The organism is Bradyrhizobium sp. CCGUVB23 (assembly GCF_024199885.1).
Lineage (GTDB): Bacteria > Pseudomonadota > Alphaproteobacteria > Rhizobiales > Xanthobacteraceae > Bradyrhizobium.
On the sequence record NZ_JANADQ010000002.1, the window covers coordinates 489050 to 501943 of the forward strand.

The window sequence follows — 12894 nt, forward strand, 5'->3', positions numbered from 1 at the left end:
GTACGGGCACCTTTCAGCGCATACGGCTCTCCGTTCAAGTCTGGCCCATGGCCATTGCGACATCCTGATATCGCGAGGTGATGGTCTTCCTGGGCTCCTCCCTGTAGATGTAGGGATTTGCTTCCGGGTTTCTCCATCGGAACTGCCCCTTTGGACTGGATACCAATCGGTGCAATGCTTTCCCGACACGATGGCCTCGTTCACTGACCCCGTAGACAAACCAGGTCTTGGCCTGCCCAGCGACTGGTGCTCGATACCAGCTCCGCATCAATGGTTTGATGCGGCTCCGATACTTTCTCGCCAGCCAGTGCGCCAATTTCCAGAACACGACATGATCGACGTGCCGGAACGTGGTCGCAGTGAAGTCCGTGTATTTGTAGAAGGCCGCCCAGCCCCGCAGTTGGCGGTTCAGGCGGTCCACCATATCGACCTTGGCAAGATCATGGTCACCGGAGAGGACCTTCGACAATCTTCGCGCGAATGCCTTGGCCTTCTCTTTGGGTATGGTCGTGACGACCGCCATCCGTCCGCTTGATCCCCGCTTGCGAATGATCCGATGCCCCAGAAAGACGAAGCCGTCATTGACGTGGGTGATATGGGTTTTCTCCATATTCAACGTCAACTTCAGCTTGCCTTCCAGAAAGGCACGGCACTCCTCGCGGACGGCCTCGGCATGGGCCTTCGTCCCTTTGACGATGACAACGAAGTCATCGGCATAGCGACAATAGGCTACGGCAGGTTTCCACTCGCGGTTCTCTCGAACCGTGATCGGACGCCCCTGTTGAATGCCGAAGTTCCACGCCCAACGATCCTTCCTCGCTTTCTTGTTCAGGTATTTCGCCTCCAGCCAGCAATCAAACTCATGGAGCATGATGTTGGATAGGAGCGGCGACAGAACGCCGCCTTGCGGAACGCCCTCACTTGCTGCGAAGAATAAGCCACGATCAACGTGACCGGCTTTGAGGATTCGCCAGAGCAGATCAATGAATCGCAGGTCCCTGATGCGACGACGTACGCATTTTAGGAGCAGCCGATGATGGACAGTGTCGAAGTAGCTCGCCAGGTCACCTTCGATGATCCAGCGGCCCTTCGAGTCAGAGCCATCCTGCAACTGCATCCTCACTGTACGAACCGCATGATGAACACTGCGCTCGGGACGGAAGCCGTAGGAGCCAGAGTGGAAGTCGCTCTCCCAGATCGGCTCCATGGCCATCAGCATCGCCCGCTGGACGATGCGGTCCAGCAGGATCGGCACGGCTGCTTCGAACTGCACTTCGGCCTGGTCAGACTTTGGGATCGGCTGAGATCACCCATCCTTTTCATCCGCTTCGCGGCCAACGGTTCGTTGTTCTGAAGATCAGAAGGATGTCCGGCGTTGAGACGTTGAGCCTGCGTCATGCCTCGATGGGTTCTTTTGCTGTCCGTCGCGATTGGACCGACTGGGCACCCCCTGGCACCCCGAGTGAGCCCACCGAGGCAAATTTGCCGCTGCTCATTGATGTCACCGGACTGTTAGCACTCGCGGATCTCGTCGTCTCGATAAAGCACAAAACGAGAGCTTGACCGATGACTCCAGCTCTGAATCAATCGGACATAAAATTGATTCGGTCCGGCAGATATGGAAAAGGCTTCCTCCGCTGCTTTACGCCGACGCCGACGCAAGCTGGTGCGGGATTTGCCGTCAATCGAGCAGATCGTACGTGGCTCTCTGATCGAGACCTACAAGCGTTGTGGCCGTCCCAGTTGTCATTGTATCGACGGACCTGGACACGGACCCAAGCGATATTTATCGACAATTGCGCGAACCGGCGAGCGACCACGGCTCGGCTATGTACCAAATGCGATCTACCCAAAAGTCGCAGAGTTTCTTGGCAATTACCGCACGCTTCAGGAGATGCTCAACGAGATTTGTGCGATCAATGCCGAGCTTCTGCGCCGCCGCGAGAGTCTCGACTAAATGGACCCGGCGATCGCAGCCCTCGATATTGCCAAGGCGGGCGCCATCATCGCCAACATGATCGAATCCTATCTTGCTGCCGGCGCCTCGCCGCTCAGTGCGGAAGGAGCCGAACATGCTGTTGAATGCGAAGATTGCCGATCATCATCTGACGCGGCACGCTTGTATCTACATTCGCCAGTCGACGATGGCGCAAGTGCGGTTCAACCAGGAGAGCACAGAGCGTCAGTACAATCTGGCAGACCAAGCGAAGTCGCTCGGCTGGAGCCCAGAACAGATTCGGATTCTCGACGGGGATCTTGCCCAGTCGGGGCAACAGACAACCAAGCGCGACGACTTCAAGACCCTTGTGACCGACGTAGCGATGGGGCAAGTCGGTGCCATCTTCTCGTTGGAGTCGTCGCGCCTGGCGCGCTCCAACAAGGATTGGCACCGATTGCTGGAACTATGCGCCATTACCAAGACCTTGGTGTTCGATGGCGATGGTTGCTACGATCCATCCGACTTCAACGACAGCCTCGTTCTTGGGATGAAGGGCACGTTCGCTCAGGCCGAACTGCACATCATTCGCGCGCGTCTCCACGGCGGCAAACTCAATAAGGCGCACAAAGGCGAGTTGCGTTTTCCTCTGCCGGTTGGTTTGGTATTCGACGGCGACAAAATCGTTCTCGACCCCGACCAAGAAGTGCAAGGCGCTGTTCGAGCGGCCTTCGAACTGTTTGAGCAGGAGAACAGCGCCTACGGTGTCGTTCAACGCTTCCACCAACTCGGCCTTCTCTTTCCGCGTCGGTCGTACGGCGGTGTCTGGAATGGCAAGCTTATCTGGGGTCGGTTGACCCATTCACGAGTTCTCGGCGTTCTCACGAATCCGTCTTATGCCGGCACCTACGTATTTGGTCGGTATCAATCCTGCAAGAAGATCGGTCCCGCCGGCGAAATCTCAACTCAATCGCGCCAGATGCCACAAGATCAGTGGCGTGTAGTTATTCCGGACCACCATCCGGGCTACATCACCTGGGCTCAATTCCTTGCCAATCGTAGTCACCTCGCAGCGAACCGGACCAACAGCGAGGTTCTCGCTGGGCCTGCTCGCGAAGGTCTCTGTTTGCTGCAAGGCGTATTGCTTTGTGGCATTTGCGGGCGGCGTCTGAGTACACGTTATGCCGGCAACGGCGGTCTCTACCCGAGCTATGACTGCAATTCGAGAAGTCGGGACGCATCGCCGCTTCGCCACTGCATGTCTTTGCCGGCAAAGCCGTTGGATGATGCCATTGCGGCGCGTTTGTTGACCGCCGTTACGCCACTGACAATCAAATTAGCGCTCGAGGCGCTGAACAACTTGGAAGTGCGCGACAAAACGATTTCTGCGCAATGGCGTCGAAGAATCGAGCGGGCCCGCTACGAAGCTGATTTAGCGGAGCGCCGTTACGAGGAGTCTGACCCCAGCAACCGGCTCGTCGCCGCTACACTCGAGAAACGCTGGAACGACGCGATGCAGCGGGTGATTGAACTGGAAGCCGAACTGGCGCATTTCGAACGCCAATCAATGCGCAGCGTTACGGCTGAGCAGAAGCAGCAGATTCTGCGGCTCGGTCGAGACTTTCCTCGACTGTGGAAGGCACCAACCACCTCGGCTCGCGACCGCAAGCGCATACTCCGTCTGCTGATCCGCGATATTACCGTCAGCAAGGCCCCACAACCAAAGCTGCTCCGCTTGCAGATCTGCTGGCAGGGAGGGGCGACGGAAACAACCGAAGTTCAGCAGCGGCCGAGCTACCCTGATGTGCTCCGCTATCCCGACGCATTCGTTGCTAAAATCCGCACCATGGCGGAACGATACGATGACACGGAGATCGTTGCGCGCCTCAAAGCAGAAGGTTTGACGAGCTCGACCGGTAAACTATTCACCGCCAGCATGATAAGCTGGACCCGTTACAAGCATCGCATTTCCAGACCGCTGCTTCCCGATGGAACACTCAATGTCCGCCAGGTCCGCGCGAGATATGGCGTCAGCCTGTGGGTTGTCCATTATTGGATCGAACGTGGCATTGTCTCGGCGACACAACGAAAATCAAATGCGCCATATGCCATCAAAATCGACGACAATGTTGATCAACGACTGCGAGAATGGGTCGCAAACTCGAGCCATCTCCACCCAGCATCCCCAACGTAAACTGTGTGAGGTGCATTATGCCTGGACACCCCCAGCTAACTGCACTTCTTTCCAAACAGCCTTTGGGATCGGCGGAGGTCGTTCATCCGTTTCATCCACGCGCCTACCACGACCGCCTGCTGTTGGGCTTGTCCGGCATCATGAGCGAGGCGGAGTTGCATCAACTTCGGATGCGCCTTCACCAAGGGGAGCGCCAGAAGGCGGCGCGGGGCGAACTGCGGCTACCTCTGCCAGCCGGGCTCGCCTACGATCGAGCAGGCATGATTATTCTCAATCCCGATGAGGAGGTGCAGGCTCGTCTGCATCTCGTGTTCGCCAAGTTCCGGGAACTGCAAAGCGCTCGCCGTGTGATGCGTTACTTGGACAGGAACGGATTGTTCTTGCCGGCTCGACCGCTGCTTGGACCGTCTCCACACGAGATCGTCTGGCGTGCGCCAGATAGTACACGCGTCCTTAATATCCTTCAGAATCCGGCCTATGCTGGCGCTTATGTTTATGGCCGCCGGCAAAAGGATCCGAGCCGATGCCGGCCGGGATCGCTGACGGGAACGGTCAAGGTGGCGATCGCGGATTGGGCGGTATGCCTCCACGCCGCTCACCCAGGCTATATCGGCTGGGAGGAGTTCATGGCCAACCAGGGGCGACTGGCGGATAACATCTGCCGCTTTGAGGCAGGACACTCGGGTGTACCGCGCAAGGGGGCCTTCCAACGTCCGTCGAGATTTTGACCTGCAGTCCCATAGACAAGTCCGGTCTGCCCAATTGAGAAATTCCCCCAATTTCGGTTGGCGGACCCGGAGCACAGCATGACTGTCTTGGCGTCGAGATTTCCCTTCTCGACGGAGAGAACTTCGACCAGGGCGGAGTCGTTGGGCTCAGTCTGACGCGATTGCTCGATCGGATGGTCCAGATGCGAAATGCTGCATTCCGACGTGGTGATGAAGCGGATGACCTTCGCTTTGAAGACCACGTGCCTGCCGATGTCGCCTGTGGGGACGGAGCCCACGAAGAGCGGCACGTCGTCGATCCACGGCCACCGCATCGCCTCCTCCTCGAAGTCCGGAGGGTGGCGGGATCTGCTCGTATTTGCCGGTTTGTTTAAGAGATCGGGATCGACCGTGGCTAAGGGCGCCAGCTGGTGGATGCCCGAGGCTCGTCGATCATTTGGGGGCTCCCCCTCCAAAACAGGAGCGCGCGATGCGGGCGAGACTGATGACGACACCTCCGGACCGGCCGGACGACTGGATGAATCGGCGGTTTGCGCCTGAAGACTGCTTCGCGTCACCGTCGCGACAAGCGCGATCACGCAGGCAATCAAGAAACCTCGAACGGGGGACATCCCTCTTTCCACAAATTCGGTTGCATTGTCGCGACGCGGTACGGAGCGAAACACAACGGAATTCGCGGAAGCCATCGCCGGAGCTCCGCGGGCAAATCCTGCAGGATCTGGGAATCGAATTTCAACACAAAAGAGCTTCCCCTAGGTCGCTCTACGCAATTTTCTCCAGCGGTTGGGAAGCTAACTTTTCAAGACGACGGTTCCGGTCAACAAATTTGGCCGCAGAGCTCCGGGTGAGACCCATGTGAAACCTTCGGCGGCTAGACGTTCCGGATCGAAACCATGGCGCACGTGATGACAAGCCGCCGAAGAACCGAATTCGCCGCCTTCGTTCTCGACCTTCTGGACTTCATCGAAGAGAAGATTCAGGAGGCCCTGGACGACGAGACATCGAGGGCTGCCGCCATCGGCGAGGCCGCCGGAGCGGTGCCCGTGCTGCGCGACCGGCTCCGCGAGCATGACGTCGTGAGCACGCAGTTCGTCCTCGCGCTCGGTAACATCGTCGAGCCGCGCTGGGCAGCCGAGTGGTGGGACGGCTTCGCCAAGATGAAGCGTCAGGAATTCGAGGTCGCCGCCGAGGATCTCGTCGGGCCCGACGGTCGGCTGGCCATCTTGCGTAGGCTGGTCGCAGAGGACGGCGCGTAGGCCGCTTCGCGCCGGCGCGGCGACTCGGATAACCTGCACTCCGCTAAAAGAAGCGGCGATAAGCATGGTCACCGAGCCGAAGCCGAAGACGTCCAGGAAAGCGAAGCGGCGGCGCAAGCCGCCCGGGGAGATCGTCGAGGTTGACGGCTGGGACTTCAACTATTGGCTGGCGTTGAACACGATGCGGAACGATCCCGATCCCTACCATGAGCACAGGGACGTGGAGATGAGGGGGCGGCTGCTGCGGCCGGCCGGTCTGCAGACCGATAGCGTCACGGTGTCCCTTTTCCCGTCGACGAACCTGCTGGAGGAGCGACGGAGGGAGCTCAAACCGATCGCGGTCGGCTCCATCGAATCCTATCCGGACAGGCTCGACGCGCGCATTTCGATCCCGGCGGACATGCTGCCATCGGTCCTGCAGGTCCTTGGCGCCAGCCGTCTGAAGTATCTGGTGATGAGGGGCTCGAAGTTCCGCTACCGCAGTGCCAGGCTCGTCAGCTACAGCCTCGGGTCTAAGCTCGAAGAGGACGACGATTCCTCCGGCGTCAAACCCGCGCCGAAAACCGCGTGAAGGCCGTCAGCGTCTGCCGCGGCAGGTCGACCTCGCGCAGGTAGATCTCGGCCCTCAGGAAGGCAATCTCGTCACCGACCGCTTCCTCGCCGAGGTCGACGTACCAAGATTTGGGGCGGCCATCCGTGCCGTCGCTCCAGCGATAACCGCGCTTCTTCAGCGCATCCTTCAGTTCGAACGGCGACTGCTCGGCCCAGACGCGGACGGTCCTTTTGCGAGCCGTCTCCAGCAGGAGCGCGAGCGCCGGCGCCCCCGTCGTCGGCAACGTGAAGTCCAGGATTTCCAGCAGGGCGTGACAGTCGTCGACCGCTCGGTGCGCGTGGTGGAAGTAGCCGGCACCATTCAGTAGATACCCAAGCTTGGCGCCGTCGAAGCCGTGCTGCCGCCAGTCGACCTCGGTCGCGCTGCATGCCCATGCCTTCCGCTCGAAGACCGGCCAATAGCGCTCGGAGAATTTCCGATCGAACCCGGAGTTGTGCGCAATGACGATCACGGCGTCGTCGACGAACGCGTCCACGGCGGCTTCGTCTATCCGATGTCCCGCGACCATGTCGTCGGTGACGCCGGTGAGCGCGATGATCTCTGTCGGGATCGGAAAGGAAGGCTCGTTGAAGGCGGAGAACGTGTCGCGGACGCCGGCGATCCGCCCGTCGGCCAAGTAGTCGAATTTGACCATCCCGAGCTCGATGATTTCGTCCTTCGCGTGATCGAGGCCGGTAGTCTCAGTATCGAGCAAGATGCCGGTCTTGACCTCCTGCCCGGCCATCGGCGTGTACGGTGCTCGGGCAACCAAGCGCCGAAGGACTCGATAGTCCTCCGACCGGCCGAGCGCTTCGGCCATGGCGGCCAGGTCCGGAAAATGCTCGTCTCGGAGGGGCTGGGTCAGTGCATCCATCGGCCCCCACAATACCGATCAAAACCTCCACGAGGTACCTGTAAAACAAGCGATTCACGGCGTTTTCGGACATGCTCGGGCGCGCTACGGGCAACCCGGCGATTTCCTATTGGCAAAGGACGCGCTGCGCCGCGCATGGAAATAGGAGGAACGTTCGGCCCGGCGTACCGCGGCGCGGGTCACGGCCGACGGCTTGAACGCGCGAATCCGCTCCTGCGGAAGCTCTCAGGAAAAGCCCGGCGGACGCGTGAGCTCCGGATCTTCCTCCGGCTCGTCGTCGACGTCGCTCTTCAGATTCCGCAGCATGTCGCGGCAATAGCCGGCGACGCAGTCGGAGATACGCTGATAGACCGGGGACTCCTTGAGCGCGTTCAATTCCTCGACGACGGACGGCAGCGCATCCATCACCGCCTGGGAGAGCTCGCCGACGCGGCGCCTGACCTGAGCGCCGGAGAGTTGGTTCTCCTCCGCCATCCGGTCCCAGTGGCGCGCATGGATGTAGTGTCCGCGGTTCTTGCCGGCGATCTTCATGGCCAGATTCCGCGTCACGTCCGGATAGATGTCGCCGTTCATCACGTCGTAGAGCGGCGCCATGGACACGCCGCCGCCGGGCAGCAGTAGCAGCGAGTAGTTCTTGGAGTGCGCGTCGACGTTTCCGCAGAGGACGTTGAAGACGAAGAAGTCCAGGAAGCGCGCTGCGTTGGCCGCACCGTTCTCCGTCTTCCGGATGACGTCGAAGCAGTCCTTCAGGGTCGGACCGCGCAGCCTCGTCGCCGGATTGGCTTCGTACTTCGTGGAAGGAATGTGCCCGGTGGCCTGGCAGAAGTCCTCCTGATGCAGCCTGCGCAGGCTGCGTCCCTCGGGAACGCGGTCGTAGCGCTTCACCAGCAGGTAGTCGAGATCCTCGGCCTTGCCGATCGTGCACTCGGCGACGTCCAGCTTCATCTTCGCCGCCAGGCGGAGGCAGAAGGCTTCGTTCTCGACCGCGTTGTTGAAGTGCTTGTTGGCCGGCTTGAGGATGTGCGTCGTCGGCGCACCGTCGAGCGCGAGGCCGATCCCTCCGTCCGGATACCGGACCACGGGAAGCTTGTCCTGCGCGCCGGCGAGCGACATGTGGATGCCCTCCTCGCCGACCAGGAGCGGTTTCTCGGGAAGGCGGCGGATGGCCGCGGCGAGCTCGGCTTCGGAGAGACGCTTGTAGCGCGGCGTCCGCTTCGGCCTCTGGTCGGCGGGCCGATAGACTTCGAGCGCGCCGGGAAGGTCCTCTCCTAACTCTTCAAGAAGCGCGAAGACGTTGGCCTCCGGAATCTTGAGGATCGTGCCGACCGTCTTCAGCGTGCGGCCTTCGGGCAGCAGGTTCAGGAACCATCGGTACACGACGTCCGGTTCGTGGACGCGCTTGGCGAGCGACATGCGGGTCGACACGGCGAACGCCTTCGGATCCTTCGTCCACGCTTCGTCGTAGACGAACTCGATGTCCTGGATCTCCTCCGAGCACCGGCGCAGCAGGCCGACGAGCAGACTACCGTACCGGACTTCGAGGGTCTCGCCGGCCTCGCCGGGCTTCGGGTTGCCGGTCATGGTGTGGGCAAGAAATTGTCGGGGTCGAACGGTTCGGAGTCCTCGTCCGTCGGCCGGGCCGTCGGCACCGGGCTCATCTCCGGATTCAGCCGGATGCCGAGCGCCTGCAGCAGGCGCAGAACCAGACCGACCTGGCTGGTCTCCTTGCCGTTCTCGATGTCGACGATGAAGCGGACACCGACGTTGGCCGTCAGGGCGACGTCCTGCTGCCGGAGCCCCAAGGAGGTACGCCGGGCCCGGATCAGTTCGCCGAGTTCTGTCGTGGTTGCGATCGTCATGACAATTTCCCGAGCGGGAATATATGCCCGGAACTGGTGGAATGACAAGTTTGATTTTCCCGAGCGGGAAATTTTAGATGCTGGAAGGAGTTCCGATGCCGCAAATTTCCCGAGCGGGAATTTTATGCGTCCAACAGGCCGTTCAAAAGATGAATTTACCGATCGGTAAATCCCATCAGCCTCGGGGCCTAGGATGTTGCGGCGCCGGCGACCGTAGCAGTTGCTCCAGAATCTGGTCAGCCGCAGCAGGCGTCCGGACGGAGCAAAACCCGGTCGACCGCCGTCGGCGTGTGAATGCTGATCGAACATTGACCCCATCGGCGTCGTCGAGACCCTTTCAGGCCGTTGATTTCATTGATTTGAGATGACGGGACCCCTGCGCCGATCATGGTCGAGACCCCACGCCGAAACACAGCCTTCTCTATGAGGCTCGCCTTCAGCCGCTCACCCGCCAGATTGATGATGCTTGCCGAAGCCGGCACTGCGTTCTTGTCGAGCAGAGCGGCGAGCGCCGAAGGCACTGTGTTGATCAGCGTGACATCCAATGACGTTTGCGCCAGCGCCAGCGCATTCTCGACAACATACAGCGTGCCGCCTTGCGACAGCGGAACGAAGCACTCATAGACCGACAGGTCAAAACTGATCGAGGTGGAGAACAGCACGCGGCTGATCTCTGATTCCGCAAACACGGCACTGCTCCACTGCAGCAGGTTCACGGTGCTCGCATGCTCGACCATGACGCCCTTTGGCGTGCCGGTGGAGCCGGAGGTGTAGATCACGTAGGCGAGGTGGCGCGCGCTCAGGCCGAGCGTGCGCGGGTCCGGATCGGAGGCCGGCAGGGTCGCCCAGGCCGGCGTTGTTGCCGTGTCGAGATCCACCACGCTCACACCGGCCAGCGCGTCGCAGCCCAGCGCGGCGCGGCCGGCCGCATCGGCCAGCAGCAGCAGCAGCGGCGGCGCCGCATCCTCGAGCACCTGGCGCAGCCGCGCCGACGGATAGGCCGGATCCAGCGGCAGATACGCGCCCCCCGCCTTGAGGATCGCCAACAGCCCCACCACCATCGCCGGACTGCGCGCAAGGCAGATCGCCACCGGCTGGTCCGGCCTCACACCGAGCCCGATCAGATAATGCGCCAGGCGGTTGGCCCGCGCATTGAGCTCGCCATAGCTCACGCGCTCCTCCGCACAGACCACCGCCACCGCCTCCGGCGCCTTGGCTACCTGCGCCTCGAACAACTCGTGGATGCACTTCTCCGACGGATACGCCGCCGCCGTCCGGTTCACCTCCTCCAGCAGATACGCCCGCTCAGCGGCCGGCAGCAGCCCAATCCGCCCGACCTCTTGCTGCGCGCCACCAGCGGTGCTGGTGCCACAAAGTCAGCAACGTGCTCGACAAGGTCGCCAAATCCGTGCAGCGCGCGATGAAGAACGATCTGCGGAACGTCTATCTGGCGCCGAGCCGGGCGAAAGCCGAAGCCGCGATCGACACCTTCGTCGAGAAATACCGTGCCAAATACGGACCTGCGGTCGAGTGCTTGATCAAGGATCGTAAGGCGCTGCTCGCGTTCTTCGACTTCCCTGCCGAGCATTGGGTTCATCTGCGCACCTCGAATCCGATCGAGAGCGTGTTCGCCACGGTGCGGCACCGGACGGTGCGAACGAAAGGATCGCTCTCGCCGAAAACCGCCAAGCTGATGGTGTTCAAGTTGATCGACGCCGCATCGAAGACCTGGCGCCGACTGAAAGGAACAAATCAGTTGCCGAAGGTCATCGCCGGTGTAAAGTTCACCGACGGCATCGAGGTCATTCCGACCGCTGAAAGCCACGCCGCCTGATCAGGCCACGTCCCCCAGAATCAGCCATAGCTCGGAATAGATTGGCGTCATCCGCAGGAAACATGGCGCCCGACGCGTGTCGGATAGCATTTTGCGATTGCATATTTGTGCTGATCTGATTCGATGGCTTCGTGACATCGAAAACGGACGATCTTCCCTCTGACCTTGCGAGCGCCCTGGCGGCGTTGCGGGTTGAGCGCGAGGCTCTTCGGGCCGAACGAGAAGCGCGTCAGCAAGCCGAGACGAAGGCTGCGAGTGCGCAGGCCGAAGCAGCCAACGCGCTGGCAAAGCTGTCCGGCAACGAAGCGCTGATTGCACATCTTGAGCTGCGCATCGAGACGCTGAAACGCGAGCTTTATGGGCAGCGCTCCGAGCGCGGGGCGCGACTGATCGACCAGCTGGAACTGCAGCTTGAAGATGTTGTTATGTCGGCGACCGAGGACGAGCTCGCCGCGGCCGCTGCAGCGGCGAAGACGCAGAGCGTACGCGCCTTCACGCGCAAGCGGCCGGTGCGCAAGCCCTGGCCGGACGACATCGAGCGCGAGCGCATCGTCATCGATCCTCCAACGGCCTGCCACTGTTGCGGCGGGTCGCGGCTGTCGAAGCTGGGCGAGGATGCAAACAGGACGCTGGAGGAGATCCCGCGCCGGTTCAAGTTGATCGAGACGGTCCGCGAGAAGTTCACTTGCCGCGATTGCGGGCAGGTCAGCCAGGCACCGGCGCCGTTCCATGCCACGCCGCGCGGCTTCATTGGTCCGCAGCTGCTGGCGACAATCCTGTTCGACAAGTACGGCATGCACATCCCGCTCAACCGCCAGAGCTCCCGGTTCAAATGCGAGGGCATCGACATGCCGGTGACCACGCTGGCCGACCAGGTCGGCCACGGGACCTTCGCGCCCTGGCTCCGATCTCCGAGCTGATAGAGAAGCATGTCTTCGCGGCCGAGCGTCTTCACGGCGACGACACCACCATCCGCATCCTGGCGAAGGGCAAGTGCACAACTGGACGCATCTGGGTTTATGTTCGGGATGACAAGCCCTTCGCGGGCACCGCTCCGCCAGCTGCAGTCTATTACGCCTCGAGCGACCGACGGGGTGAACATCCCCAGAAACACCTGGTTGGGTACCAGGGCATCCTTCAGGCTGACTGTTACAGCGGTCTCAATCCGTTGTTCGACGAGCGGCGGAAGGACCGGCCGCTCACGCCCGCCTTCTGCATGGCCCATGCCCGCAGGGGGTTCTTCGAGCTGGCCGACATCGAGAAGAATGCCCGGGACGGCGGAAAGGGCAAGCCGATCTCCCCGATCGCGCTGGAGGCCGTCAAACGGCTCGACGCCTTGTTCGAGATCGAACGTGGGATCAACGGCAAGACAGCCGCCGAGCGGCGTGCCGTGCGCCAGGAAAGGAGCAAGCCGTTGTTCGACGAACTGCACGCCTGACTGCTGCGCGAGCGCGAAACCCTCTCGCGTTCTTCCGAGGTCCTGAAGCCAATGAACCAATGAACTACATGCTCAGCCGCTGGGACGACTTCGCCCGCTTCCTCGACGACGGTAGAATCTGCCTGACGAACAATGCCGCAGAAAGAGCGCTGCGCGGCGTGGCTGTGGGCAGGCGCAACGTAA

At 61.2% G+C, this 12894-nt stretch carries 12 protein-coding genes and 2 pseudogenes; 9 read left to right on the forward strand and 5 right to left on the reverse strand.

The features are described from left to right. Positions 1-34: 34 nt before the first annotated feature. Complete coding sequence (locus tag NLN62_RS50400) at positions 35-1273, reverse strand: reverse transcriptase domain-containing protein (RefSeq protein WP_254114152.1); 1239 nt, start codon at positions 1271-1273, stop codon at positions 35-37. Between the two features lie 17 nt (positions 1274-1290). Between NLN62_RS50400 and NLN62_RS50405 the strand changes: the two genes are divergently transcribed. The 7 genes from NLN62_RS50405 to NLN62_RS50435 all read left to right on the forward strand — a co-directional run bounded on the left by NLN62_RS50405 (position 1291) and on the right by NLN62_RS50435 (position 6685). Next, a complete protein-coding gene (locus NLN62_RS50405; protein ID WP_256576112.1) occupies positions 1291-1563 on the forward strand; it encodes a DUF5372 family protein in 273 nt (90 codons plus the stop codon). Positions 1564-1618: 55 nt separating this feature from the next. Then, positions 1619-1957 carry a DUF6788 family protein gene (locus tag NLN62_RS53830; RefSeq protein ID WP_371932974.1) on the forward strand — a complete coding sequence of 113 codons (339 nt, stop codon included), beginning with the start codon at positions 1619-1621 and terminating at the stop codon, positions 1955-1957. 115 nt (positions 1958-2072) lie between these two features. Then, positions 2073-4130 (forward strand): recombinase family protein, encoded by a 2058-nt coding sequence (locus NLN62_RS50415; RefSeq protein ID WP_254114154.1) that lies wholly within the window; start codon positions 2073-2075, stop codon positions 4128-4130. Between the two features lie 17 nt (positions 4131-4147). Then, positions 4148-4858: a recombinase family protein gene (locus NLN62_RS50420; RefSeq protein WP_254114155.1), complete on the forward strand. Its 711-nt coding sequence runs from the start codon at positions 4148-4150 to the stop codon at positions 4856-4858. 189 nt (positions 4859-5047) lie between these two features. Further along, positions 5048-5398, forward strand: a complete 351-nt coding sequence (locus tag NLN62_RS50425; protein WP_254114156.1) for a hypothetical protein — start codon at positions 5048-5050, stop codon at positions 5396-5398. Between the two features lie 365 nt (positions 5399-5763). Next, the gene (locus tag NLN62_RS50430) at positions 5764-6114 is read left to right on the forward strand and encodes a hypothetical protein (RefSeq protein ID WP_254114157.1); all 351 of its coding nucleotides are present in this window, start codon (positions 5764-5766) and stop codon (positions 6112-6114) included. Positions 6115-6178: 64 nt separating this feature from the next. After that, on the forward strand, positions 6179-6685 hold the full coding sequence (locus NLN62_RS50435) for a hypothetical protein (RefSeq protein WP_254114158.1): 507 nt from the start codon (positions 6179-6181) through the stop codon (positions 6683-6685). Here NLN62_RS50435 and NLN62_RS50440 read toward each other — a convergent pair. The 4 genes from NLN62_RS50440 to NLN62_RS50455 form a co-directional block, all read right to left on the reverse strand. After that, complete coding sequence (locus NLN62_RS50440; protein WP_254114159.1) at positions 6660-7580, reverse strand: 3'-5' exonuclease; 921 nt, start codon at positions 7578-7580, stop codon at positions 6660-6662. The two genes, NLN62_RS50435 and NLN62_RS50440, sit on opposite strands and share 26 nt — an antisense overlap. 225 nt (positions 7581-7805) lie before the next feature. Beyond that, positions 7806-9161, reverse strand: coding sequence for a type II toxin-antitoxin system HipA family toxin (locus NLN62_RS50445; protein ID WP_254114160.1), 1356 nt, complete (start codon positions 9159-9161; stop codon positions 7806-7808). Then, positions 9158-9439, reverse strand: coding sequence for a helix-turn-helix transcriptional regulator (locus NLN62_RS50450; RefSeq protein ID WP_254114161.1), 282 nt, complete (start codon positions 9437-9439; stop codon positions 9158-9160). The genes NLN62_RS50445 and NLN62_RS50450 overlap by 4 nt, the downstream gene beginning before the upstream one ends. A gap of 236 nt (positions 9440-9675) precedes the next feature. Further along, entirely contained in the window at positions 9676-10722 is a 1047-nt protein-coding gene (locus tag NLN62_RS50455; RefSeq protein WP_254114162.1) for an AMP-binding protein, read from the reverse strand. A 68-nt stretch (positions 10723-10790) separates the two neighbouring features. Here NLN62_RS50455 and NLN62_RS50460 point away from each other — a divergent pair. Continuing rightward, positions 10791-11273, forward strand: a pseudogene (locus NLN62_RS50460) (transposase); the annotation flags it as partial. A 131-nt stretch (positions 11274-11404) separates the two neighbouring features. After that, a pseudogene (locus tag NLN62_RS50465) lies at positions 11405-12890 on the forward strand (IS66 family transposase); the annotation flags it as partial. Between the last annotated feature and the right edge of the window lie 4 nt (positions 12891-12894).

What these genes read in the sequence shown, in the direction of transcription:
- NLN62_RS53830 (WP_371932974.1), top strand. Translation starts at nt 1,619, where the DNA reads ATGGAAAAGGCTTCCTCCGCTGCTTTACGCCGACGCCGACGCAAGCTG.
- NLN62_RS50420 (WP_254114155.1), top strand. Translation starts at nt 4,148, where the DNA reads ATGCCTGGACACCCCCAGCTAACTGCACTTCTTTCCAAACAGCCTTTG.
- NLN62_RS50450 (WP_254114161.1), bottom strand. Translation starts at nt 9,439, where the DNA reads ATGACGATCGCAACCACGACAGAACTCGGCGAACTGATCCGGGCCCGG.
- NLN62_RS50445 (WP_254114160.1), bottom strand. Translation starts at nt 9,161, where the DNA reads ATGACCGGCAACCCGAAGCCCGGCGAGGCCGGCGAGACCCTCGAAGTC.
- NLN62_RS50425 (WP_254114156.1), top strand. Translation starts at nt 5,048, where the DNA reads ATGCTGCATTCCGACGTGGTGATGAAGCGGATGACCTTCGCTTTGAAG.
- NLN62_RS50415 (WP_254114154.1), top strand. Translation starts at nt 2,073, where the DNA reads ATGCTGTTGAATGCGAAGATTGCCGATCATCATCTGACGCGGCACGCT.
- NLN62_RS50440 (WP_254114159.1), bottom strand. Translation starts at nt 7,580, where the DNA reads ATGGATGCACTGACCCAGCCCCTCCGAGACGAGCATTTTCCGGACCTG.
- NLN62_RS50435 (WP_254114158.1), top strand. Translation starts at nt 6,179, where the DNA reads ATGGTCACCGAGCCGAAGCCGAAGACGTCCAGGAAAGCGAAGCGGCGG.
- NLN62_RS50430 (WP_254114157.1), top strand. Translation starts at nt 5,764, where the DNA reads ATGACAAGCCGCCGAAGAACCGAATTCGCCGCCTTCGTTCTCGACCTT.